Below are 26,054 nucleotides of genomic sequence, written 5' to 3' on the forward strand. Positions count from 1 at the left end.
GTCGGGTCGATCCGGTCTTCTTTCGGGCAGATGACCATCATCCCGCCGTTATACAGCGTCCGCGCGATATCTCCGACGAACACGTCGAACGAGAAGCTCGCCAATTGCAGCAGCCGCACCGGGAACTGGTCCAGACGGTAATCCCGGCGATAAGCCGCTGCCGTATTGACCAAGCTGCGGTGCTCGATCATAACGCCCTTCGGCTGGCCCGTCGTCCCCGACGTGTAGATCACGTAAGCGAGGTCGCTCGGCTCGTTTTGGTTCGGCACGTTGGACGCGTCCTCGGCGTAAACGGATTCGTCGTCCAGGCACAGCGCCGCTTCCAGCGCCTGGCCTTCAGCCAGCCACGCTTGCGCGCGCTCCTGCAAATGCGTCTGCGTCAGCAGCACAGTCGCTCCGCTGTCCCGCAGCATAAACCCGATCCGCTCGGACGGATAGTCCGGGTCCAGCGGTACATACGCTCCGCCTGCTTTCCAGACGGCCAGCACGGCGACGAGCAAGTCCGTCGAACGGTCGGCCAGAATGCCGACGATCGACTCGCGCCCGATCCCGCGGGCTTGCAGCGTCCGGGCCAGCCGGTTCGCCCGCTCGTTCAGCTCGCGGTACGTCAGCTGCGCCTCTTCATACACGACCGCCGTCTGCTCCGGCACAAGCTCCGCCTGCGCTTCGAAGCACGCGTGGAACGTTTGCTCCGGCGCATAGTCTTCCTCAACGCCCACACTGCCGAAGCCATCCACCAGCATCGCCCGCTCTTCCGGCGTAACCAGTTCCAGCTCGTTCACCTGCGCGTCCGGGTTGCTTGTCGCCTGCTCCAGCACGTGCACGAGATGACCGCGCATCCGCTCCAGCGTCGAACGGTCGAACGCCAGCGCGTTGTATTCGAAGTGGATGCCCATGTCTTCGCCCGGCATCACCGTAATGTTGAATGCATAGTTCGTTTGCTCGGACATCGCGACGCCCGCAATCGCGAAGCTGTCCGCGCTGTCGCCTCCCATTTGCTCCATTTCCTGCTCGACCGGGAAGTTTTCGAATACGATAATATGGTTGACCAAATCTTGCTTTTGCTCGGTTAAACCTTGAATCTCGTAGAGCGGATACGTCTCGTAGGTGCGGGAAGCCAACGCCTGCTCCTGCGTGCTCCGCAGCAATTCCGCGAACGTCGTTTCCGCTTCGCAGCGAATGCGCACCGGAATCGTGTTGATGAACAGACCGATCATCCGGTCGACGCCCGGAATGTCGTCCGGCCGCCCTGATACAACGCTTCCGAACACGACATCCTCGTTGTTGTTGTATTTTTGCAGCACGACGCCCCAAGCCGCCTGCAGCAGCGTGTTCATCGTCACCTGATGCAGCCTGGCCGTCCGACGCATCTGCTCGGTCAAACGCTTTCCAAGCTGGAACGCCAGCTCCTCGGCCGCGTAGCCTTCTGCCTTGCGCTCCTGCGGCAGCAGCGTCTGATGCTCGAAGCCGGTCAAATAGCCGCTCCAATAGCGGGCCGCTTCCTCGCCGTTCTGCCGCTCCAGCCACTCGAGATAGCGGCTGTACGGGACAACCGGAGCAAGCTCGGGCTCACGCCGGTCCAGCAGCGCGAAATACGTGCCGAACACTTCGCTTGCCACCAATGCGAGGCACCAGCCGTCCATCACGATATGATGGAAGCTCCAGATGAGGCGGTATACGGCGTCCCCCGTTTGCAGCACGGAGATGCGCATCAGCGCGTCCTGAGCCAAATCGAAGCTACGGGCCTTATCCTTCTCAAGGAAAGCCGCGACATACTCCTGCCGCTCCGCTTCTTCCATGCCGCGCAAATCCTCGTAATGGAAGCCAACCCTTTTCGTCCGGTAAACGACCTGCAAAGGCCGCTCATGCCAGCCGCTATAGAAATTCGTGCGGAAAATCTCGTGTCTTTCCGCGAGCCGCTCCAGACTTTGCTCGAACACCGCCAAGTTGAAGCTTCCCGTCAGGTCGAATGTGGCTTGCTGGAAGTACGCTCCCGAATCCGGCTCCATCAGGCTGTGGAACAGCATGCCGTTCTGCATCGGGGTGAGTGCGTACACGTTCTCCAGCTCCCCGGCGCTCCGGGTCCGTTCCGCAATCGCGTCCAACTGTTCCACCGTCAGTCCTTTGAACAGGACGTCGCTTGGCGTCAGCTCCGCGCGCTCCTTCGCCGTGCAGTGCGCGATCACTTCCTGCAGATTCGCCTGCAGCCGCTCGGCCAGTCGCTCCATCGTCTCTTTGCGGTACGCCTTGCCGTTATAGCGGATATCCAAAACAAGCGTACCGTCGGTAACAATTCCCCCGAAATCCAGCGCATATTTCATTACCGTGCGTTCGCTGACGGCGGAGCCGATGGAGTATGCGGACATCGCGACGTCGCCGCTTTGCAGGTCTTGATCGAACTGCCCCAAATAGTTAAAACTGATCTGCGGCTCCGTCTCGCGAGCGCGATCTTCCTGTAAACCGGACAAATGCTTCCAAATGCCGTAACCGATCCCCTTATGCGGAATTTGACGCAGTCCTTCCTTCACCCGTTTGATCTGCTGCGCTACGGACTCTTCCTGCCCCATCTCCAGCACGACCGGGAATTGGCTCGTGAACCACCCGACAGAACGCGAGATGTCAATGTCCGGCAAAATCTCCTCACGGCCGTGTCCTTCCAGGTTGACCAGCACACGCTCCATTCCGGTCCACTGGCGGATCGTCATGCCCAGCGCCGTCAGCAGCAGGTCGTTCACCTCAGTGCCGTAAGCCCGGTGCGTTTGTTTCAACAACTGCTCCGTTTCCCGCTTCGTCAACTGCACGGCTACCGTCTCGCTATCGCGAAGCGTAAACGCGCCATCATGCACCGTATCCTGAGGCAGCGGAGCATAGCTTGCCTCAGCGATTTGCTGCCAATACGCCGACTCGCTTGCCATAGCCGGACCGGCCGCATACTGCGACAATTGTTCCGCCCACGTACGGAACGAATCCGTTTTGTACGGCAAACGGATGGCTTGTCCGTTGGCAGCCTGCTCATAGCCTGCCGCAAGATCCTCAATCAAAATGCGCCAAGATACCCCGTCAACCACCAAATGGTGAATGACGATCAGCAAGTGATCTCCGTCGTCGCAGCGGAACAGCCCCAGCTTTACCAAAGGTCCGGCGCTCAGGTCGATGCCGCTTTGAATGTCGTCCGCTTTCGCTTCAATCGCCGCAGCGCAATCCGCCGTTTCCCTCACATCGACCACATCCAGGGTATACAGCTCGCCTTCGCCCATACCGCGGTTCCACGCTTCAAAACCGGTTTCCGTCTTACGGAAGACCGTGCGCAGGGCGTCATGATGCTCCACGACCTTCGCCATCGCCTGCCGAAGCGGCGTTTTGTCGAAGCCGCGTTCCCGGTGAAGCATCACCGCTTGGTTAAAATGATTCGGCTCCTCCTGGTTTTGCTCGAAGAACCAGTATTGAATCGGCGTCAGGCTGACGGCTCCGCTGACCTCGCGCTGCTCGGCCTTTTTGTCAGCCGCACGAAGCAGCGGGCTTAATTCCGCCACCGTCGCATACCGGAACAAATCCTTCATTTCAAGCTTATGCCCGAGTTGCAGCAGTCTGGAAGATACCTGGATCGCCTTGATCGAGTCGCCGCCCAACTCAAAGAAATTGTCCAGCACCCCGACCGCCTCGACACCGAGCACGGCCTGCCACACCGAAGCCAGCGTTTGCTCCGCGGTTGTGCGGGGCGCTACATATTCCGCGCCCGTCTGGATGCTTCCTTCCGGCGCAGGCAGCGCTTTGCGGTCGATCTTGCCGTTGGCGTTCAGCGGCATCCGCTCCAGCTGCACGAAGTACGACGGAATCATGTAGCTCGGCAGCTCCTGCGACAGCGCGCTTCGCAGCTCCGCCGCGCTCCATTCCCGGTCCGCCGTGAAATAGGCGCACAGCTGCTTCTGGCCGAGCTCGTTCTCCCGCGCAATAACCACCGCTTCACGCACGTCCGGCAAGCGCAGCACTTGCGTTTCCACCTCGCCAAGCTCGATCCGATAGCCGCGGATTTTCACCTGATGGTCGATCCGGCCCAAATATTCGATATTCCCACACGGCATCCAGCGCACCAAGTCGCCCGTTCGGTACATCCGCTTGCCCGGCGCAAACGGATTCGGCACAAACTTCTCCTCCGTCAGCTCCGGCCGGTTCAAATAGCCTCGGGCCACGCCCTCACCCGCGATGCACAGCTCTCCGGCTACGCCGACCGGCATCAAACGGGAAGCCGCGTCCATAATCCACGCCTGCACATTGCCGAGCGGCCGTCCAATTGGCACGCCCGCCAGCTCTGCGGTTTCTGGAGTCGTCGAATAATAGGTCGCATAAATTGTCGCTTCCGTAGGTCCATAAATATTTTCCAGTTGGGCGTTCGCCGCTAAGCTGTAATAGTCCTCGACCGCTTTGACCGGCAGCGCCTCTCCGGCAACGAATACATATTTCAAGGTGCGGATGCTGGAAACGTCGGTTTCCTTCAGCGTATTGACCCATGCGCTGAACATCGACGGCACTAGATTCAAATGGGTGATTTGCCCGCTCTCGATCGCTTCCGTGAGCGCAGCGGGGTCTTTTTCCAGCCCCGGTGGCAAAATCGCCAGTTTGCCTTTTCCGAAATACCAACCGAACAACTCGGTTACCGATACGTCGAACGTGAAGGTCGTTTTCAGCAAATACGTATCGTCCGCCAGCATCGGGTATTCCCGCTCCAACTGGGTCAGCGTATGCACGACGGACCGGTGCTCGACCATGACCCCCTTCGGCTTGCCGGTCGAACCCGACGTGTAAATGACGTAAGCCAAATGACTCGGTCCCGCTGCAGGCTCCGGGTTCGAAGCATCTTCGCTATACACCGCCGCGTCTTCAAGCACCAGCAGCTTCCCGGCAAAATCCGCGCGTTCCCGCAAACGGCTCTGCGTCAGCAGCAGCTTGGCCCCCGAATCCTCCAGCATGTAAGCGATCCGCTCCTGCGGGTATTCCGGATCGATCGGCACATATGCGCCGCCGGCTTTCAGGATTCCGAAAATGCCCACGATCATCTCAAGCGAACGCTCGACCATGATGCCGACCGGCTGATCGGGCTGTACGCCCTCCGCCCGCAGCGTATGCGCCAACCGGTTCGCTCGCTCGTTCAATTCCCGGTACGTGAGCCGCTCGTCTTCGAATACGACCGCCACCTGGTCCGGCGTCCGCTCCGCTTGCGCTTCGAACAGCCCGTGAACGGTCTCGTCACGGGGATAGTCCGCCGCCGTAGCGTTGAAGACATCGACAATTTGTGCCCGCTCCGCCTCGGTAACCCATTCCAGCTCGTCCACGCGAATATGCGGTGCAGCCGCCACCTGCTCCAGCACCCTGGCGACATGACCGGCAATTTGCCGGATACCAGCTTCGTCGAACGCCATCGCATTATAGCCGAAACGAATGGTGATCCGTTCGCCGGGGATAACGATGAAATTGAAATTGTAGTTCGTTTGCTCCGGCGTTTCGATGTTCGCAATCGCAAAAGCGTCCCGGCTTCCGCCGCCCAGCTGCCCGATCTGCTCGTCGATCGGATAGTTTTCGAACACCATGATGTGGTTGATCAAATCGCGCTTCTGTCCGGTCCGCGCCTGAATCTCATAGAGCGGAAACGTGTCGTGGGCGCCGGAATTCAAGGCTTGCTCCTGCGTTCTGCGCATGACATCGGCTACCGATTCCCCGGCGGCACTGGTGATGCGCACCGGAATCGTATTGATGAACAAACCGATCATCGATTCCACGCCCGGGATTTCCGCCGGACGGCCAGCCACGACGCTGCCGAACACGACATCGTCGCTATTGTTGTATTTTTGCAGGATCAGGCCCCACACGGTCTGAATGAGCGTATTGACGGTCACCTGATGCTGTTTGGCCGCACGTTCGACCCGTACGCTCAGTTCGGGACTGAACGTCCAGTCCAGATTTTGCAGGACGTAGCCTTCCGTCTTGTGCTGCGGCTTCTCCTGCGGCAGCAGCACCTGCTGCTCGTAGCCGGACAAGTAATCGCTCCAATAGCCTGCCGCCGCTTCGCGGTTCTGATTTTCCAGCCATTCGATAAACCTGCCAAACGGGGTTACCGGTTCAAGCTCCGGCTGCCGCTGCTCGCGGAACGCAAAGTAGCTGCCGAACACTTCCTGAATCAAAAGAGACATGCACCAGCCGTCCATCAAAATATGATGGAAGCTCCAAACAAAGCGGTACATATCCTCACCGGTGCGCAGTACCGACACGCGCATCAGCGAACCTTGGCTCAGGTCGAAGCCGCGGGCCTTGTCCGCGCTCGTAAAGTCGGCGGCGTGCGCCTCGCGCTCCGCTTCCTCCATGCCGCGCAGGTCTTCATAAAGCAGCTCGCCCGCACGTTCCCGGAATACGGCCTGGACCGGCTCGTCCTTCCAGCCGCTGATGAAATTGGTCCGCAGCGTCTCATGCCGCTGTACCAGCAGATCCAGACTTTTCCCGAAGGATACGACATCGAAGCCGCCCTTCAGATCGAACGTCGCCTGTTCAAAATAAGCTCCCGATTCCGCATCCATCAGGCTGTGGAACAGCATGCCCTTCTGCATCGGCGTTAGCGCGTATACGTTCTCCAGCTCGCCGACCGGCTGCGTAAGCTCCGCCAACCGCTCCAGTTCGTCAACCGTCACTCCTTTGAGCAGAACGTCGCTCGGCGTGAGTTCAGGCTGCTCTTTCGCCACACAGTGCGCGATCACTTCCCGCAGGCTGGCTTGCAGCAGTCCGCCCAGCCGCTCCACCGTTTCTCGGCGGTATTGGGTTGTGCCGTAGCGGATCGTTAAAACAAGCTCGCCTTCCGATACGATACCGTTCATATCCAGCGCAAAATCCATCGCCGCATTCCCGCTGGCTTCCGCCCCCACGGAATACCGGGATTGCTTCAGATCGTTGCTTTCGTAATCTTGGTCGAACTGGCCGAGATAGTTGAAGCTGATTTCCGGCTCGACGGCAAACTTCACGCCCTCTTGCGGCGCGGACAAATATCGCAGGATGCCGTACCCGATGCCTTTGTTCGGAATGTGGCGCAACCCTTCCTTCACCCGCTTGATCCGCTGGCCGATAGGCTCGTCCTGTCCCTTCTCCAATACGACCGGGAATTGGCTTGTAAACCAGCCGACGGTCCGCGAAACGTCCACATCCGGGATGATTTCCTCCCGGCCATGGCCCTCCAGGTTGACCGGCACTCGGTCCAGACCCGACCATTCGTGCACGGCCATGCCCAATGCCGTCAGCAGCAGGTCGTTCATTTCCGTACGGTATGCCCGGTGCGCCTGCCTCAAAAGCTGCTCCGTTTCCTCCGCCGTCCAGCGCACCGTCACGACGTCGCTCTCTTTCAGCAGCGGTCTGACCTCCGCGTTATCCTTCGGCAGTGAGGCATAGTCGCTTTGCTCGATCTGCTGCCAGTACGTCCGCTCCTGCTCCATCGCGGGGCCGTTCACATAGTGCGACAGTTGCTCCGCCCATGTCCGGAACGAATCCGTTTTGTGAGGCAGACGGATCGCTTCTCCGCGAAGCGCCTGCTCGTATCCAGTGGCAATGTCCTCGAACAAAATACGCCACGATACCCCGTCGACCACCAGATGATGGATTGCGATCAGCAGATGGTCGCCGTCTGCGCAGCGGAACAGACCGAGCTTCATGAGCGGTCCCTGTTCCAAGTCGATGCTGCCTTGAATTTCCGTCGCTTTCGCTTCGACCGCGGCCGCGATATCCATCGCACCGCTGAAATCCAGCACCTCCAGGCTAAACAGCTCGCCTTCGTCCACGCTGCGGTTCCATGCGACGTAGCCACCTCCGGTCTCCCGGAATACCGTGCGCAGCGCGTCGTGATGCTCGGCGATCTTCTTCATCGTCACGCGCAGCGCCGCTTCGTCGAAGCCTTCCTTGCGGTACAGCATAACCGACTGGTTGCTGTGATGCACGTCCGCCGGCTGCTGCCCGAAGAACCACCGCTGGATCGGCGTCAATTCTACCTCGCCCTCCACGGCTTCCTGGCTCGCCAGCTTGCCCGACGTTTGAATGTGCGGACTCAGCGCCGCCACCGTCGGATACTGGAACAAGTCCTTCATTACGAGCTTGTAGCCCGCTTGCAGCAAGCGAGAAGCCACCTGCAGCGCTTTGATCGAATCGCCGCCCAGCTCGAAGAAGTTGTCCAAGATGCCGACCTTCTCCACGCCCAGCACAGCCTGCCACACCGCCGCCAGCGTCTGCTCCGCCGCCGTCTTCGGCGCTGCGTACGCCGCTCCCGCGCGTACTGCGCCTTCCGGTTCCGGCAGCGCTTTGCGGTCCACTTTGCCGTTTGGCGTCAGCGGCAACCGCTCCAGCTTCATCATCCGCGCCGGCACCATATGCGACGGCAGGCTTTGCTCCAGATACGCCTGCAGCTCCTCTACGCTTAGCGTGTCGTCCCCTGCCGCGTAGCCTGCCAAATATTTTTGTCCCCGCTCGTCCGTCCGGTCGATCACCACGGCCTGACGCACCCCAGCGAAGCGCAGCATCGCCGTTTCGATCTCGCCCAGCTCGATCCGGTAACCGCGGATTTTTACCTGATGGTCGATCCGGCCGATGAAGTCCACGTTCCCGTCTTCCATCCACCGCGCCAGGTCGCCCGTACGGTACAAACGCTCGCCCGGCACGAACGGGTTCGGCACGAATTTCTCCGCCGTCAGCTCCGGACGGTTCAAGTAGCCTCGCGCGACCCCGGCTCCGCCGATGCACAGCTCGCCCAGCACGCCCACCGGCACCGGTTGCAGCTGCGCGTCCACGATGTAGAACCGCGCATTCAGCCACGCCTGCCCGATCGGCACGCTCCCCGTCTCCGGCAGCTTCGTCAAAGGCTCGTCGTAGTAGCTCGAATCGATCGCAGCTTCCGTTACCCCGTACGCGTTGATGATCCGCATGGTTGAGCCGAAACGCTCCTGCAGCACCCGGTAATCCGTCACGCTACAGCTGTCCGAGCTCGTAATCAGCAGCTCTATCGAGCTAATGTCCAGCCCGTGATCCGCGATATGCTGCATAAACGGGACGATCAACGCCGGTGTCGATTCGAACACCGTAATTTCGTAATCCCGTATCCAGCCGTGCAGGCGAGTCGGGTCGATCCGGTCCTCTTTCGGGCAGATGACCATCGTGCCGCCGTTGTACAGCGTCCGCGCGATATCTCCGACGAACACGTCAAACGAGAAGCTCGCCAATTGCAGCAGCCGCACCGGGAACTCGCTAAGCCGATAATCCCGGCGGTACGCGACCGCCGTGTTGACCAAGCTGCGGTGCTCGATCATGACGCCTTTCGGCTGGCCCGTCGTTCCCGACGTGTAGATCACGTAGGCGAGGTCGCCCGGCTCGTTCGAGTTCGGCACGTTGGACGCGTCCCCGGCGAACGATGCTTCGTCGTCCAAGCACAGCACCGCCTCCAGCGCATGGCCTTCGGCCAGCCACGCTTGCGCGCGCTCCTGCAGATGCGTCTGCGTCAGCAGCACAGTTGCTCCGCTGTCCCGCAGCATGAATCCGATCCGCTCCGACGGATAGTCCGGGTCCAGCGGTACGTACGCGCCGCCCGCTTTCCAGACCGCCAGCACGGCAACGAGCAAGTCCGTCGAACGGTCGGCCAGGATGCCGACGATCGACTCGCGCCCGATTCCGCGCGCTTGCAGCGTCCGGGCCAGCCGGTTCGCCCGCTCGTTCAGCTCGCGGTACGTCAGCTGCGCTCCCGCATACACGACCGCCGTCTGCTCCGGCACAAGCTCCGCCTGCGCTTCGAAGCATGCATGGAACGTTTGCTCCGGCGCGTAGCCGTTCTCTACGCCTACGCTGCCGAAGCCGTCCACCAGCAGCGTTCGCTCTTCCGGCGTAACAAGCTCCAGCTCGTTTACCCGCGCGTCCGGGTTACCAGTCGCCTGCTCCAGCACGCGCACGAGATGGCCCCGCATCCGCTCCAGCGTCGAACGTTCGAACGCCAGCGCGTTGTATTCGAAATGAATGCCCAGATCATCGCCCGGGATGACCGTAATATTAAACGCATAGTTCGTTTGCTCGGACATCGCGACGCCCGTAATCGCGAAGCTCTCTGCCCCACGGCTACCCATTTGCTCCATTCGCTGCTCGACCGGATAGTTTTCGAACACGATAATATGGTTGACCAAATCCTGCTTTTGCTCGGTCAAAGCCTGAATCTCATAGAGCGGATACGTCTCGAAATCGCGGGAAGCCAGCGCCTGCTCCTGCGTGCTTCGCAGCAATTCCGCAAACGTCGTTTCCACTTCGCAGCGAATGCGTACCGGGATCGTATTGATGAACAGCCCGATCATCCGGTCGACGCCCGGAATATCGTCCGGCCGCCCCGACACGACGCTGCCGAACACGACGTCCCCGTTGTTGTTGTATTTTTGCAGTACGACGCCCCAAGCCGCCTGCAGCAGCGTGTTCATCGTCACCTGATGCTGCTTCGCCGTGCGCTGCATCTGCTCCGTCAGACCCTTCCCGAGCTGGAACGATAGCTTCTGCGCGTCATACCGTTCCACCTTGCGCTCCTGCGGCAGCAGCGTCTGATGCTCAAAGCCGGCCAAATAGCCGCTCCAATAGCGGGCCGCTTCCTCGCCGTCCTGACGCTCCAGCCACTCGATATAACGGCTGTACGGGACAACCGGAGCAAGCTCCGGCTGACGCTGCTCCAGCAGCGCGAAGTACGTGCCGAACACTTCGTTCGTCACCAAAGCGAGGCACCAGCCGTCCATCACGATATGATGGAAGCTCCAGACAAAACGGTACACCGAGTCGCCTGTTTGCAGCACGGACACGCGCATCAGCGCGTCGTGACTCAAATCGAAGCCGCTGACTTTATCCTTCTCAAGAAAAGCCGCGACATACGCCTGACGCTCCGCTTCCTCCATCCCGCGTAAATCCTCGTAATGGAAGCCGGCCTGTTTCGTCCGATAAACGATCTGCAAAGGCTGCTCATGCCAGCCGCTGTAAAAATTCGTTCGGAACATGGGGTATCTTTCCACCAGCAGCCCCAGACTCTTCTCGAATACGCCGATATGGAAGCTTCCCTGCAGCTCGAATGTCGCCTGCTCGAAATAAGCGCCCGAATGCGGCTCCATCAGGCTGTGGAACAGCATCCCTTTTTGCATCGGCGTGAGCGCGTACACGTTCTCCAGCTCGCCGGCAGAGCGGGTGCGTTCGACAAGCGCATCCAGCTCTTCAACCGTCAGCCCTTTGAGCAGGACGTCGCTTGGCGTCAGCTCCGGCCGCTCTTTGGCCGCGCAGTGGGCGATCACCTCACGCAAGCTCGCCTCCAGCAGCCCGGCCAGCCGCTCCATCGTTTCCTTGCGGTACGCTTTGCCGCTGTAGCCGATGGACAGACGCAGCTCGCCGTCCGTGACCATGCCGTTGATATCCAGCTCATATCTTCTGGCCAGACTTCCGCTGACAGCCGCTCCGCTCGAATAAGGCGACAAACGGAAAGCATTGCCTTGCAAATCCTGGTCAAACTGCCCCAAATAGTTAAAGCTGATTTGCGGCTCGACCTCGAATTCCTTATTCCTCCACGAATCGGAAGCGGAGGACAAATATCTCAAAACGCCGTAGCCGATCCCTTTGTTCGGAATGCGGCGCAGCCCTTCCTTCACCCGCTTGATCCGCCGGGAAACGTCCCGCTCTGCCCCCAACTCCAGCACAATCGGGAATTGGCTCGTAAACCAGCCGACGGTGCGCGTAATGTCCAGCTCCGGCAGGATCGCTTCCCGGCCGTGTCCCTCCAGATTGACAAGCACCCGCTCCATCCCGGTCCACTCGTGAACCGCCATGCCCAGCGCCGTCAGCAGCAGATCGTTTACTTCCGTGTTATACGCGCGGGACGCCTGCTTCAGAAGCTGCTCCGTCTCCTGCGCCGTCCATACCGCCGTAACGGCTTCGCCGTCCCCGACCTGCGCCTGATCCTGCGCACAATCCTTCGGGAGCGCACCATAATCGGCTTCCGCGATCTGCCGCCAATAGGCCCGTTCGCGCTCGATGGCCGGACCGCTCGCATAATGCGACAGCTGCTCCGCCCAGACCTGGAACGAATCCGTCTTGTGAGGAAGACGAACCGTCTCTCCCTTCAACGCTTGCTCATAGCTTGCCGCCAAATCTTCGAGCAAAATGCGCCACGATACTCCGTCCACCACAAGATGGTGAATGGCAATCAACAGATGATCTCCGTCCGCGCACCGGAACAGTCCCAGCTTCACCAAAGGTCCGGCGCTCAGGTCGATGCCGCTTTGAAGCTCGTTCGCCTTCGCTTCGATCGCCGCTGCGCAGTCCGTTTCGCCCGTAAAATCGGCGATGTCCAGCGTGAACGGCTCGCCCTCGTCGACGCCCCGGTTCCATGCCTCGAAGCCGCCGCTTGCCGTCCGGCGATATACGGTGCGCAGCGCATCGTGATGCTGGACGATATGGCGCATCGCCTGACGCAGCGCCGCTTCGTCGAAGCCCGCTTCCCGATGAAGCAGCAGCGCCTGATTATAATGATGCGGCTCGGCCGGCTCCTGCTCGAAGTACCAGCGCTGAATCGGCGTCAGCTTCACGCCGCCCGCAACTTCCCCTTGGTCGGCGATGCGGTCGACAGCCTGCACATGTCCGCCAAGCTCAGCCACGGTCGGATACTGGAACAACTCTCGCATTTCGATCTTATAGCCGGCCTGAAGCATTCTCGAAGACACCTGAATCGCCTTGATCGAGTCGCCGCCTAACTCAAAGAAATTGTCCAGCATCCCGACGGCTTCGACTCCCAAAACCGCCTGCCACACCGATGCCAGCGCTTGCTCCACGACAGTCCGCGGGGCCACGTATTCCGTTCCCGTCTGCACGCTTCCTTCCGGCGCAGGCAGCGCCCGGCGGTCCACTTTGCCGTTCGGCGTCAATGGAATGCGCTCCACCTGCACGAAATACGACGGCACCATGTATCCCGGCAGCTCCTGCGACAATGCGCTTCGAACCTCACTTACCATCAATTCATTCTCCGCCGTAAAGTAAGCGCACAGCTGCTTTTGTCCCTGCTCGTCTTCCCTCGCAATAACGACCGCTCCCCGCACGCCTTCCACGCGCAGCAGCTGCGCTTCCACCTCGCCCAGCTCGATCCGGTAGCCCCGGATTTTCACCTGCTCGTCGATCCGGCCTTTATACTCCAGCGTTCCGTCCGCACGCCAGCGCGCCAAGTCTCCCGTCCGGTAGCAGCGCTCTCCCTCACGCACCGGGCTCGCGATAAATTTCTCCGTCGTCAGCTCCGGACGGTTCCAATAGCCTCGCGCCACCCCGTCTCCGCCGACGATCAGCTCGCCCCACGCTCCGACCGGCTGCAGTTTCATCCCGCGGTCGACCACATATGCCGTCGAATTCGCAATCGGACGTCCGATCGGCACCGCTTCCCTTTGCTCGCCCGCTATCTCGTGCGTCGTCGAGAACGTCGTATTTTCCGTCGGACCGTAGCCGTTGACCAGACTTAGCCCCGGGTTATCCCGCACCACCCGGTTGATGTGCGGCACCGATAGCACGTCCCCGCCCACAATCAGCGTCTTCATGTCCCCGAACAGACGGCTGTTCTGCTGCGTCAATTGGTTGAACAACGGCGCAGTCAGCCACATCGTCGTGATCCGGTACTCCCGAATCGCTTCCTCCATACGGGCCGCGTTTAAAATCACATCGTTGCTGACCAAATACAGCTGCCCGCCGTTCAGCAGCGCTCCCCAAATTTCGAACGTTGACGCGTCGAACACGACGGCGCCCGTCTGCAAAATGCGCGTCGTTTCATCCAGTTGGACGTAATTCGTATTTTTTACTAACCGGACCACGTTGCGGTGCTCGACCATCACGCCCTTCGGCTTGCCGGTCGTTCCCGACGTGTAGATGATATAGGCCAGATCCTCCGGCCCGCTCACCGGCTCCAAGTTCGAGGCATCTTCGCTGTAAACCCTTTCATCGTTCAAATCTACGACTATTCCCGCAAAGTCCGCACGCACCAGCTCCCGGTGCTGCACCAGCAGCAGCTTAGTCCCCGAATCGTCCAGCAGGTAGCGGATGCGCTCCTCCGGATAGTCCGGGTCAACCGGCACGTAGGCGCCTCCGGCCTTCAAAATCGCCAGCACCCCGATCACCATCTCGACGGAGCGCTCGGCCATGATCGCGACGGGCTCGTCGCGTTCTACCCCCGCGACCCGCAGCGTCCGCGCCAGCCGGTTCGCCCGCTCGTTCAGCTCGCGGTAGGTCAGCTTGACGTCTTCGCACATGACCGCCGTCTGCTCCGGCGTCCGCTCCGCCTGCGCTTCAAACAGCGCGCCGATGCTCTGCTCCCGCGGATAGTCCGCCGCCGTAGCGTTGAATACGTTCAGAATCTTACCGCGCTCCCCGGCGTCAATCAGCGATAAATCAACTATTTTTTGGGTCGGGCTCTCGATCATATGTTCTGCCACGCCAAGGAACTGCCGGATCAGCTGCGCGACTTCATGTTCATCAAACAGCTCAATACGGTAATCCAGATATAGGACGAGCTTCCCATCGTCCAGCATCTCGACCATGTGAATATCGAAGTCGTTCACGATATCCCCGCAAAAATCGTTGTCCACCTGCATGACCGAATCGCCGAACGGGGCAAAGCTCAAAGTACGGTATTGGATGGACGCCCCGAACAAACGCTGAATATCTTGGCTGCGCCGGGCTTCCCGCAGGTCCTGAACGATTTTGTTGTAAGGATAACGCTGATGACGCAGGATCGACGCCTGCTCTTTGGCTACGCTTTGCAGGAACGCCAGCAGCTCGGACTCGGGCTCCACCCGAACGCGGGTCGCGACCGTGCTGACGAACATGCCGAGCGTATCTTTTTCTTTCTTCGACGTCCGGTTCGCATACAGCGTTCCGATCGGAATGTCCTGTTCCTGCGTCATTTTGTACATGTAAATAGACAAAGCGGTCAAGAAGAACGTGAACAGACCGATCCCGTTCTGCTCGCAAAAAGCTTTCACACCTTGATAGAGCCCGTCGTTCAGCACGACGCTTTCCCGCTTGGCGGCTGTGCCGAGCGTCAACGGATTGTAGGATTTCAGCCCGAGCGTCTCCGGGAATTCGCCGAATTTGCCCATCCAGTACGCTTTATCTTTCTGATAGCGGTCCGATTGCTCGTACTCCTGCTCCACCTGAATAAAATCGAGATAGGAAGGCTTGCTTTTCCCCGCAGCAGCCGTCGTCTTCCCGCTAACGATCTGCGAGTAATGCTCGCTGATTTGGTTGACGGCCTGATTCATGGACACGCCGTCGGTGACGATGTGATGCATTTTAAAATTGAACCACGTTTCTTCCTCGCCAATCCGAACAATAACGAACCGGTACAGATCCGAATCCAGCAGCTCGAACGGCACCAGATTATGGAAGCGCACCCATTCCTCCGCCTGCGCCAAGTCCAGGTCGAGGCATTCGATTGCCTGATCGGCATGCGGCCTGACATATTGACGGGGAACCCCGTTATCCGACACGATGCGGATTCGAAACGAATCGTTCCGGGCAATCACTTGGTTGATGGCTTGCTTCAAGGCGTCGATCTGCACATGACCTCTTATTTTAACGGTCCCGATGATGGTGGACGTATTGCGGTGCGGATAAAGCAATTCCGTATACCAAATCCGCTGCTGAGGCTGCGTTAACGAATAAAACTGGATTGGATTTCCGCTCATAAGATTCTCTCCTTGTAAAAGTACTTGGAAAATATATCCTAGTAAAAGCCGTCTGCCTGCCGATCCTCCTGCCGCATCGCAGCCGATGGACATCAGGCCGGTTGCCCGGCCGGGTCCGCACGGAACTGCAGTTGGTACAGTTCGGCATAATGCCCCCCTTCGGCGAGCAATTGCTCATGAGTCCCCTTCTCTTTCACCTCGCCATCGGCAATGACGCAAATGACGTCCGCCTGCTCCACCGTGGACAGCCGATGGGCGATGACGAGGGTCGTCCGCCCCTGCATGAGCGCCTGAACCGCTTGCTGCACTTCATGCTCCGATTCGGCGTCCAGCGCCGACGTCGCTTCGTCAAGCAGCAATATCGGCGCGTTCTTCAGCAGCGCCCGGGCAATCGCAAGGCGCTGGCGCTGGCCGCCCGACAGATTGGCGCCCCGCTCGCCGACGACGGTATCGTAGCCGCCCGGCAGCTCGGTAATGAACGAATGGGCATACGCCGCTTTCGCTGCGGCCTCCACTTCCTCCATCGAGGCTCCGGGGGAACCAAAACGAATATTGTCGGCGACAGTGCCGTGAAACAGCGTCGACTCCTGCGGGACGTAAGCCATGAAGTCCCGGATTTCCGCCAGCGTATAGTGTCCCGCCGACTTTCCCCGGATCGTCAACGTTCCCTCATCCGGAGGGTAGAAGCCGAGCAGCAGCTTCATGACGGTGCTTTTGCCGCCTCCGCTCGGACCGACGAGCGCCGTCATCCGCCCTTCCTCCACCGTCAGGTTAAGCCGTCGCAACACCGCGCGGGACGAATCGTAGCCGAACGACACACCGCTGAATTCCAGAGCCGCTTGCGGGGAAGCCGCCATTCGCGCTTGATCGGGCACTGCAAACGTTTCGGAAAAACGCTCCGGTTCCCTGTGTTCGTCCAGAATCTCCCGAATCCGGGTCAGGCTCGCAAACGAATTTTGCATCAGCGAGACGGCCGAGCCGAGCTGAAGAAATACTGCCGAAATGCCGGTTTGCAGCTGCACGATTTGCCCGAGCGTACCAAGCTCCATCTGCTTCGAGGAGACCATCAGGAGACCGATCACAAGCATGCCTCCCAAGGCCGCAAACTCGATGAAAAAGTTGCACGCATCCTGCAGACCAAGATGGCGTCCCTGCTTGACTCCGGTCTCGCTGACCGCGTCGCTGGCTTCGCTGCACAACCGCCCGACCTTCCCTTTCAAGGCGAACAGCTTGACCACCTGAAGGCCGGTCAGCAGATCGCTGAGCCGTTCCGTGAACCGTGCCGTCTGTTCCTGCAGCCGTCCGCTTACCTCTCGCATCCTCCCCGCGAACTTTGCATTCAGCCAGGCTGATAGTAGGGTAAGTCCGACCGCGACCATAGCAAACCGCCAGTCCAGTGCAAGCAGGATCACGATCGAGCTGACGAACATGGTGATTTCCAAAATGATGGATCGCATATATTCCGTGTATGCCCTCTCCAGCGTCTGCACGTCGTTAGTCATCCGGGAAATCAGATCGCCGGAGTGACGGCTTTCCGCCGCCCGGAAAGGCAGCCGGCTGATATGCGCGAACAATTGCAGGCGGATGTCCGCCAAAGTCAGCTTCACGCAGCGGTGGTACGCATAGCTGCATATGGGCGATAAAATGCTCAGGGCCAAAAACGTGCCGCACACCAGATAAATCGCCCTGTAAAGCTCCGCCGTATCCCGGCTGACCACAAAATCAAGCAGGTACCGGAGCACGAAAGAAAGCAAAATCGGGACGCTTGCATTGGTGAGGCTGTTGCCGAACACACCGATGTAGTACAGCTTGCTTCGCGGCCTCATAAACGACATCAAGTGCCGAAAATCATCGAACCCCTGCTTGAAGGTCACGCTCTCCCCCCCTTGCCGCCTGCGAACGGTCAAGTCCGGCGGTATCTTCGTCCTCCGCAGCTGCAAACTGCTGGACGTATAATTTGCTGTACACTCCGTTATGTCTGAGCAGTTCGTCGTGCGTCCCGCTCTCCGCGATCCGCCCCTGATCCAGCACGATAATGCGGTCGGCCTGCCGGACGGTCGACAATCGGTGGGCGATGACGAGCACGGTACGGCCTCCCATCATGCTCTTCAGAGCGCTTTGCACAAGCGCTTCGGAGTGGCTGTCGAGCGCCGAGGTAGGCTCGTCCAGCAGCAGCAGGGGAGTGTCCTTCAGGAATGCCCTGGCGATGGCAATCCGCTGCTTTTGCCCCCCGGACAGACCGCCTCCACGTTCGCCGAGCGGCGTCTCATAGCCTTGCGGAAGCTGCATAATAAATTCATGCGCATGTGCGGCCTTTGCCGCCTCGACGATTTCCTCGCGGGTGGCGTCCGCGCGCCCGTAACCGATATTTTCGGCGATGGTGGCCGGAAACAGATACGATTCCTGAGACACCAGCGATAGGCGGGCGCGCAGCTCGGACGGATCCCAATCGGACAGCGGTCGGCCGAACACTTCGATCGTGCCGTCCCCATCCGGCCCGGGCTCGTAAAATCCGCATAGCAGCTTAAAAAGGGTACTTTTCCCGCCTCCGCTGCCCCCGACGAACGCTACCGTTTCGCCTTCGTTCACCTGAAAGCTAATCCCGTCCAGCACCTTCGTTTCGCCGTCGTAGGAGAACGTTACCGCCTCGAACCGTACCGGAGCGGCTGCGGGCCGAACCGGCAGATTCATTGACCCTTTCCGTTCCGTGGGCCAATCCAGTGCCTCGAACAAATGCTGGGCGGCTCCCGCAGCTTCTTTGATCTGCGAGATCATCGTCGGGAGCATCGAAATCGGCTGCAGAATGAACGTAATGAGATAGAGGAACAGGACGATCCCGCCTGCGCTCAGCTCCCCTTGCGCGATCAAATAGCCGCCGAAGGCGATAACCAGAATAATGGGCGTAGAGAAGAGCGCGACGCCTATCGGCGTGATTGCTGCATATCGCTTTTCCATGCGCAGGCCTTGTCTGATCACCTCGTCCATGATCAGCGAATATTTTTTCAAAAAAGCCGCCTGCATGTTGAACGCTTTGACGATGGCAATTCCGCCGATCGCATCTTGGGCCACGACATTCAGCTCGCTGATCTTTTCCTGAAGCTGCGCCGAATACGATTGAATCGGCTTGTTCAGCAAAGCGGCCAAGACGATGCCGAGCGGCATCAGCACTAGACTGGACAGCACCAGCTTCCAGCTTGTGAGCAAGAGCAAGGTCAGAGCGCCTATAAAAACAACGGGAAGATAAAAGAGATTGGCGAAATGCTGGATGAAAAAGTTTTGCAGCACGGCGGTATTGTTCGTCAACCGGGAGACAAGATCTCCCGTAAAGCGGCGCTCCACGTTCGACATCGTCAGATCGCCGAACCGGTCCGCCAGCTCGTTGCGCAAATCCCTTAATGCGCTGACGCTAAATTTCGCCGAAGCGTATTTGATCATAAATTTGCACGGCATGCCAACCAATACCATCGCAAGGACCATCAGAATCATGGCGACGGGCGAACCGATCGTTCCCTCGGCCAACCGTTCGATGGCTTTGCCCAACACGATGTCGATGGCAGCCACACAGAGGGAAGCGAGCACCGTGACAGCAACCCACGGAAAATAAGGTTTGACATAGCGGGCCAATCTGGAAAAAGCGGGGTTTCGTTTGGACAAAAGGGAGCCTCCTATCGTCGGACGGCTTTCGATGGCTTAGCAGCCGCCAAACCGTCAATCACGTCGTGCCTGTCCATAGTCTTGGCTGATTACCGAGGAGCCTTGAATTCCAAAGCTTCAAAATGTGGTTCTCATCCCTGTCTCCTTTCGCACTGTAGTAGGTTTATCCGGCTTTCTCTTTCACCCTTTCGATAACGTCAAGCTTCAGCGTACCTTCGCGATTTAATACACATTATTCCGATAAAAATTATGAAGTATATAGGAGAATTTGTCCTACAATAACAGGAGCTAATCTTCCGGCTTAACCTAAACGATTGACATGGATCATGTCCTGTCGTAAAACAGCCGGTTTATTGGGCGCCGACAATACGTGCATAATGCTGTCAATAACCTCCGTCTCCTGCTGATGGAGAAAGAAGTGATTGCCCTCGAACAGCTGCAGCTTGAAGTCGCTGCTTGTATGTTCCTGCCAAGCGCGAAGCGAGTCTATGCTCACATCATGGTCTTGTACCCCTCCAAAAACGGTGATCGGGCAGCTCAGCGGTTCTTCCGGATGGTAAACGTACGTTTCGCAAACGGCAAAATCCGAACGCAGTCGAGGCATAACAATTTGCATCAATTCGTCATTGTCCAAAATCTCTTCCGGTGTTCCCTCGATGAGCCGAAGCTCATTCTTGAACTGTTCGTCCGGCAGACGATGGAGAATTTTTTTTCTGGAGGTATAGTGCGGTGCGTCTTTTCCTGACGCGAAGAAGTGTGCAGGCAATACCTGATGTTCCCGGTAGAGCTTCCGGGCCGTTTCAAATGCAATCAGCGCCCCCATGCTGTGACCGAAAAAAGCAAACGGAGAGTGCAGGAATGGCGTCATCTCCGAAACAAGCGATTGTACGATGTCCGGAAGAGAGTTTAGCGGGCTCTCCAATGCCCTGCTTTCCCGACCGGGGAGCTGCACGGGGCATACTTTAATCTCTGGCGGAAACTTTCGTTTCCAATTGCCGAATACCGACGCTCCGCCGCCCGCATATGGAAAGCAGAATAAACGAAGCTGCATACGCGAACTGGCCTCGGCATTCAGAAACCAAGAAGGCGTTCGTGAAATCATGTCTCCTCCCCCTATAGGTGTTGTCGAAGAGTGGATCCCATTCTCTGCTAATTATATACAAATAATAGGACCTATTGGCATGAGACATTTATCCTAATTTTAGGAGATTAAATTTACAGAAAACAAAATAACCATTTTTATTCATTTATGTAATAAAACCATACTTCTTTTTGTTTTCACTTTTACTTTTTTTCCATCGGCTTGGCTTGTTTATTTTACATTTCATTCATTTTAATTCTAAAGAAACCGTAAATTGACGCGAAATTTGTAAAAACAACTCTAAAAAAGTCCGGTTCCCTTAGAGACTTCCCATGCCAGCCATTTTGACCAAGATTTACGAAACTAATAAAATCAAAACGAAAATTCCGTTAAGACAAAATGGTCTCCGGCAAGGCTTCACAAAAAAACGCTCTTGTCGAATTGTGTCAAACTAACATTCGTAAAAACTAAGACTTAAGACCTATATACTTGTGTTCGTAATAAAAACGTCAAGCGAATACGATTGAGCAATATCATCCAATTCTTCTTTAAGGGCATTCTGATATAGTTACAAGGAGGAGCTGTTAAGGAGGAGAACACATGCCCAATGAGATTAGAACCGTGTGCTATGACACGGATTTGCAGATAGAAGCCTATCGTTTTGAAGGGATTATGCAGAAATTCCCCAACCATTTCCATGACTATTACGTGATTGGGTTTATCGAAGAAGGTCAGCGGTATTTACAGTGTAACCATCAGGACTATATCATTCATCCCGGCGATATTCTTATTTTTAATCCGAGGGATATTCATTCCTGCGAGCAGATTGATGAGAAAGTATTGGATTATCGCTGTATCAATATACAGCCGGATCGGATGAGACAAGTTGTATTGGAGATCACCGGTCGCGATTATTTGCCTGATTTCACGCACAACGTGATTTGCCGAAGCGAGCTTGCATCCTCCTTACAGGAACTGCATCACATGATCTGTGAAGGGGAGACGGACTTTGTCAAAGAGGAATTGTTCTTTTTTCTGATCGGACAGCTTATGCAGGACTATTCGGATACTTCCGCCGAGGGAACGGCCCAGGAGCGTGATTCCGAGTTTCAAGCGGTTTGCGATTATATGGAGACAAATTTTTTCCAAAAAATCACGCTGGATGAGTTGAGCGGTATGGTTGGCCTCAGCAAATATCATTTTCTACGGTCCTTCACCCGGCAGAGAGGAATTTCCCCTTATAATTATCTGGAGACGATACGGATCGGCAAGGCCAAAAAGTTGTTGGAGCAAGGCATTGCTCCCGTTGACGCAGCGCATCAAACCGGATTCAGCGATCAAAGTCATTTTACGAATTTTTTCAAAAGATTTATTGGTTTGACCCCCCGGCAGTATATGCGCATCTTCCTCCATGCTAACCCGGTGGAGCGCTCCGCTCCCAAGGAGGACGTATGACGGATTCCCGTAAAAAAGCCGCCGCACACTTTGCGGCGTTTGTGACCATATTGATTTGGGGGACAACCTTTATCTCGACCAAGGTTCTGCTGGTGGAATTTACCCCCCTTGAAATTTTGTTTTTTCGCTTCATTCTTGGCTATATCGTGCTGTGGGCGGTTTATCCGCGCTTCTTCAAAACGGGACGCATTCGAGAGGAGCTGCTCTTCGCAGGAGCCGGGCTTTGCGGCGTTACCATGTATTTTTTGCTCGAAAATATCGCCTTAGTCCATACCTTGGCCTCAAATGTAGGGATTATCGTTTCCCTTGCTCCGTTCATCACTGCCGTTTTAGCGCATTTTCTGCTGAAAGAGGAACCGCTGCATCTGCAGTTTTTCATCGGGTTCATCGTCGCGATCCTCGGTATTGTCTTCATCACCTTGAATGGCAGTTATATTTTAAAGCTCAATCCGCTAGGCGATGTTCTGGCCATTCTCGCCTGCTTGTTTTGGGGGGCCTATTCCATTTTGATGCGTCATATCAGCAAGCTCGGCTATCCTGCCGTGGGCATCACCCGCCGTGTCTTTTTTTACGGATTGATCTTCATGCTGCCCGTGTTGCCCGTGTCCGACTTTCGTTTAGATCTGGAACGATTTGCCGAAGGAAGCCACCTTCTCAATCTATTATTTCTTGGCATGGGTGCCTCCGCGCTCTGCTTTGTGACATGGAACTGGAGTGTCGGCGTTCTCGGCGCAGTCAAAACAAGCATCTACATTTACCTGGTCCCGGTCATCACCGTAACGGCCTCCTATCTGATTCTGCATGAGAACATCACCGGAACCGCTTTATTAGGCACGTTTCTTACGCTGGCGGGATTATTTCTTTCCGAGAAAAAAACGAAGAAGGCGAAATAAAAAAACACCCGACAGGTGTTTTCCCCCATTCGATATGCGAAAAAAGGAGAACAGCGTCAGGTGTTCTGTTTAACGTCATGCTGTAAACGGTACTGCATCGGCGTGGTGCCAAGCTTTTTCTTAAACACGTAATGCAAATAGTTGGCGCTGGAGAAGCCGTTCTGAAACGCAATCTGATCGATCGTAAGCTCGCTCTCGGCCAATTCCTTGCAGATTTGCGCGAGCCGCACATGCTCGATGTACTCGCTGAACGTGCCTCCCGTTTGCTCGCGAAAAATGCGCTGCAGCTGTCTCGGGCTGACCTGCACCCGCTCCGCCACCACCTCCAGCGTTAGCGGCGCCATGTAGTTGTCCTTGATGAACTGGGCGGCTAGCTGGTAACGGTAGTTTTTCATATCGCGGGAAGGCAGGTCCCGCTGCGGCGTATCGTCGTAGGCGCGCGTCATCCGCAGCAGCACCTGAATGATCGATTGCTTGATCACCGTCAGGACTCCCGGCTGATTCTCGTACCAGGCCCGGTATGCGGTCATAAAGCATTCCATCGCCTTGTATTTGTCGGCCATCGGCCGGGGAGGCAACTGCTCCAAGCGGCGGATGCACGCTTCCGCCTCCGCCTGCTCCCAGCGGGCTCCCCACTCCTCCGTCTCTTCCGCTTCCAGCTTTTGAATATCGATATGCAGACACAGCTCATCCATCGCCTCGAAAGCGTCCGCCTCCTGATAATGCAGAAGACCGGGGCCGGTCAAATACATCTGGCCTTCCTGCAGCGAATACGGCTCACTGCCGAGAATGACCTTCCCTTTGCCGCGCGGGATAAAATGAAATTCGAAGTCCGAATGCTTATGAAAATGCACGATCCGGCCCGGAGCAAAGCTGGTATGGTGAAAGTTCAGCATGCGAATGCCGTAACGGCCCCATTTGAACTCCACCTCCAGCCGGTCAAGCGCCGTCGGGTTTTCCAGCATCAGCTCGAACGGATACGGCCTCGCGCCGATTCGGGACTGGCCGTTCATGGCTGCAAATCGTTAAGCTTGCAGGCCGCCCCGGAGCGTGCGGACAAGTTCGAAGCTTCCATTAACCGCGTCAGGTCGAGCGCAAGCCCGATATTTTCGTCCGCCGTCGTTCCCTGCTGAATATGGGCTACCCACTGATGAAACGCCGACGGTCGACCGGCCGGAAGCTCCTGCACCCGCCATTCCTCGTCCGACGCCGCTTCGCCCTTCGCTGTGCGTACGAGCAAACGGTTGTCGTGCGTCGAATAGAGCAAGCTGCCTTCCGTGCCGTGCACTTCAATAACGAACGGCGAGTGCCGATTGACGAAGCCCGCCTCCACAACGGCAAGCGCCCCGCTGGAATAACGCAGCACGGACACCGCATTGTCCTCGACTTCTCTGCCGGTAACGAAGCCGTAGTTGGCCGTTACGCTCTCCGGCATGCCGAGGAACAAGCGGGCCAAATACATCGGATGGCAGCCGAGGTCGATCATCGCGCCGCCGCCGCATTGCTCCGCATTGTAGAAGTGCGCGGGAAGCCAACCGTTCGCCGAATGGTCGTTCGGAATCGCGCCGTTATGAGACAGCCGTGTGCGGACTAGCGTCACCTCGCCGAGCAGCCCCCGGCTCAGCACGTCCTGTACGGCCAGCGTGTAGCCTTCGTTCAAGCGCGGAAGCGACACCGTTAATTTGACGTCGGCCTTGCGGACCGCCTCCATAATCTCGTTGCTTTCCTTCAGCGTCGGCGCGACGACTTTTTCCGTAAAAATATGTTTGCCCGCCTGCGCCGCTGCCACCATCACACCCCGGTGCAGATTGGTCGGCGTATCGACAATGACCGCATCGATATCCGGCTGGGCGAGAAGCTCATCCAGCTTGTCGTAAAACCGGACGCTCCGCGCTTCCGCTTCCCGGCGTCCACGCTCCGGCAGCTCATCCCATACGGCCACAATTTCCGTATCCGGATGCTCCGCCGCCTGCTTCGCGTAATCGGCGGCATGCACATGCCAAAAGCTAAGCATCGCTACTTTGATCATCGTTCCCATCCTTCCTTCCGGCGTTTAGTCGAAGTATACGGCTTTGCCCGTTTTCGCCGATTCGTAGATCGCTTCGAGAATTTCGGACACGACGCAAGCCTGCTCCGGCGTGACGACCGGCTGCTTGTCATGCAGGATGGCATCGATCCACAGACGCATTTCCGTATCCGGCGCGCTCTCGCTTTGCCCGTCGTAGAAATCGACTCCGCCGCTGCCAAGCTGGATCTTGTTCATGTACAAGCGGCTCAGCTTCTCTCCGTTCAGCCGGAGGCCGTCCTCCATATCCGCGCCGCCTTCCGTTCCGCACAAGGTGCTCTTCGCTTCCTTCGCATCGAGCGTATTGAGCGCCCAGCTCGATTCCAGCATGATGGTCGCGCCGTTTTTCATGACGATCATGCCGAAGGCCGAATCTTCCACCGTAAACTTCTTCGGGTCCCAAGGTCCCCAAGCATTGGCAGCGTTTTCTTTCCCCGATAATTTATGAAATGCCGTTCCAAGTACGACCTTCGGTTCGTAGTTGTCCATCAGCCAGAGGGTCAGGTCGAGGGCATGCGTGCCGATATCGATCAGCGGTCCTCCGCCCTGCTTTTCCTCGTCCAGGAAGACGCCCCAAGTCGGCACGGCGCGGCGACGAACGGCATGCGCTTTCGCATAGTAGATGTCGCCAAGCTCGCCTTCCTCGCAAATGCGTTTCAAATAAAGACTGTCCGCCCGGAACCGGTTGTTGTAGCCGATCGTCAGCTTCTTGCCTGTCCGCTTGGCTGCCTCGACCATCCGGCGCGCATCGGCCGCCGTCTTGGCCATCGGCTTCTCGCACATCACATGCTTGCCGGCTTCCAGCGCCGCAACCGTGATCTCCGCATGGGAATCGTTCGGCGTACACACGTGAACGACATCAATCGACGCATCCTGCAGCAGCGTTTTATAATCTTCATAGACCTTCGCTTCCGCACTGCCGTACTTCGCTTTCGCTTCCTCGGCCCGATCGGAAATAATATCACAAAATGCGACAAGTTCAACTTGATCCAAACGAGACAGACTCGGCAAATGCTTTCCGTTTGCAATGCCGCCGCATCCGATAATGGCTATTTTGAGCTTCTGGGACACTTGATACGCCTCCTATTTTTGTACGACATGCCTTCATAGTAGCATGATTGAGGCGGCGATGAAATTGCAATTTGACGACAGGAAAAAGTAAG

General features: G+C 57.5%; 9 protein-coding genes. 2 read left to right on the forward strand and 7 right to left on the reverse strand.

Annotated elements, in window-relative coordinates; genetic code table 11:
* The 4 genes from QMG93_RS20225 to QMG93_RS20240 all read right to left on the reverse strand — a co-directional run.
* A partial coding sequence (locus QMG93_RS20225; protein WP_281939591.1) for a non-ribosomal peptide synthase/polyketide synthase occupies nt 1-15,743 on the reverse strand: 15,743 nt, incomplete at its 3' end.
* A 92-nt stretch (nt 15,744-15,835) separates the two neighbouring features.
* Nucleotides 15,836-17,617: an ABC transporter ATP-binding protein gene (locus tag QMG93_RS20230; RefSeq protein WP_281939593.1), complete on the reverse strand. Its 1,782-nt coding sequence runs from the start codon at nt 17,615-17,617 to the stop codon at nt 15,836-15,838.
* Nucleotides 17,592-19,397 (reverse strand): ABC transporter ATP-binding protein, encoded by a 1,806-nt coding sequence (locus QMG93_RS20235; protein ID WP_281939595.1) that lies wholly within the window; start codon nt 19,395-19,397, stop codon nt 17,592-17,594. Before QMG93_RS20235 ends, QMG93_RS20230 begins: the two co-directional genes overlap by 26 nt.
* A gap of 301 nt (nt 19,398-19,698) precedes the next feature.
* Nucleotides 19,699-20,499 carry a thioesterase II family protein gene (locus QMG93_RS20240; protein WP_281939597.1) on the reverse strand — a complete coding sequence of 267 codons (801 nt, stop codon included), beginning with the start codon at nt 20,497-20,499 and terminating at the stop codon, nt 19,699-19,701.
* 579 nt (nt 20,500-21,078) lie between these two features.
* Here QMG93_RS20240 and QMG93_RS20245 point away from each other — a divergent pair.
* The gene (locus QMG93_RS20245; RefSeq protein WP_281939599.1) at nt 21,079-21,933 is read left to right on the forward strand and encodes an AraC family transcriptional regulator; all 855 of its coding nucleotides are present in this window, start codon (nt 21,079-21,081) and stop codon (nt 21,931-21,933) included.
* Nucleotides 21,930-22,826 carry a DMT family transporter gene (locus QMG93_RS20250; RefSeq protein WP_281939601.1) on the forward strand — a complete coding sequence of 299 codons (897 nt, stop codon included), beginning with the start codon at nt 21,930-21,932 and terminating at the stop codon, nt 22,824-22,826. Before QMG93_RS20245 ends, QMG93_RS20250 begins: the two co-directional genes overlap by 4 nt.
* 56 nt (nt 22,827-22,882) lie before the next feature.
* Here the strand turns inward: QMG93_RS20250 and QMG93_RS20255 are convergent, their stop codons facing one another.
* From QMG93_RS20255 to QMG93_RS20265, 3 genes are read right to left on the reverse strand one after another with little or no spacing between them, the layout of a single operon-like run.
* Nucleotides 22,883-23,839 carry an AraC family transcriptional regulator gene (locus QMG93_RS20255; protein WP_216795177.1) on the reverse strand — a complete coding sequence of 319 codons (957 nt, stop codon included), beginning with the start codon at nt 23,837-23,839 and terminating at the stop codon, nt 22,883-22,885.
* On the reverse strand, nt 23,836-24,855 hold the full coding sequence (locus QMG93_RS20260) for a Gfo/Idh/MocA family protein (RefSeq protein ID WP_281939604.1): 1,020 nt from the start codon (nt 24,853-24,855) through the stop codon (nt 23,836-23,838). Before QMG93_RS20260 ends, QMG93_RS20255 begins: the two co-directional genes overlap by 4 nt.
* A gap of 24 nt (nt 24,856-24,879) precedes the next feature.
* A complete protein-coding gene (locus tag QMG93_RS20265) occupies nt 24,880-25,962 on the reverse strand; it encodes a Gfo/Idh/MocA family protein (protein WP_281939606.1) in 1,083 nt (360 codons plus the stop codon).
* Between the last annotated feature and the right edge of the window lie 92 nt (nt 25,963-26,054).

The sequence above is a fragment of the Paenibacillus tyrphae genome (assembly GCF_027925525.1).
Lineage (GTDB): Bacteria > Bacillota > Bacilli > Paenibacillales > NBRC-103111 > Paenibacillus_G > Paenibacillus_G tyrfis_B.

Coding starts and splice junctions, on each gene's coding strand:
- QMG93_RS20240 (WP_281939597.1), bottom strand. CDS start 20,499: ATGATTTCACGAACGCCTTCTTGGTTTCTGAATGCCGAGGCCAGTTCG.
- QMG93_RS20245 (WP_281939599.1), top strand. CDS start 21,079: ATGCCCAATGAGATTAGAACCGTGTGCTATGACACGGATTTGCAGATA.
- QMG93_RS20250 (WP_281939601.1), top strand. CDS start 21,930: ATGACGGATTCCCGTAAAAAAGCCGCCGCACACTTTGCGGCGTTTGTG.
- QMG93_RS20255 (WP_216795177.1), bottom strand. CDS start 23,839: ATGAACGGCCAGTCCCGAATCGGCGCGAGGCCGTATCCGTTCGAGCTG.
- QMG93_RS20260 (WP_281939604.1), bottom strand. CDS start 24,855: ATGATCAAAGTAGCGATGCTTAGCTTTTGGCATGTGCATGCCGCCGAT.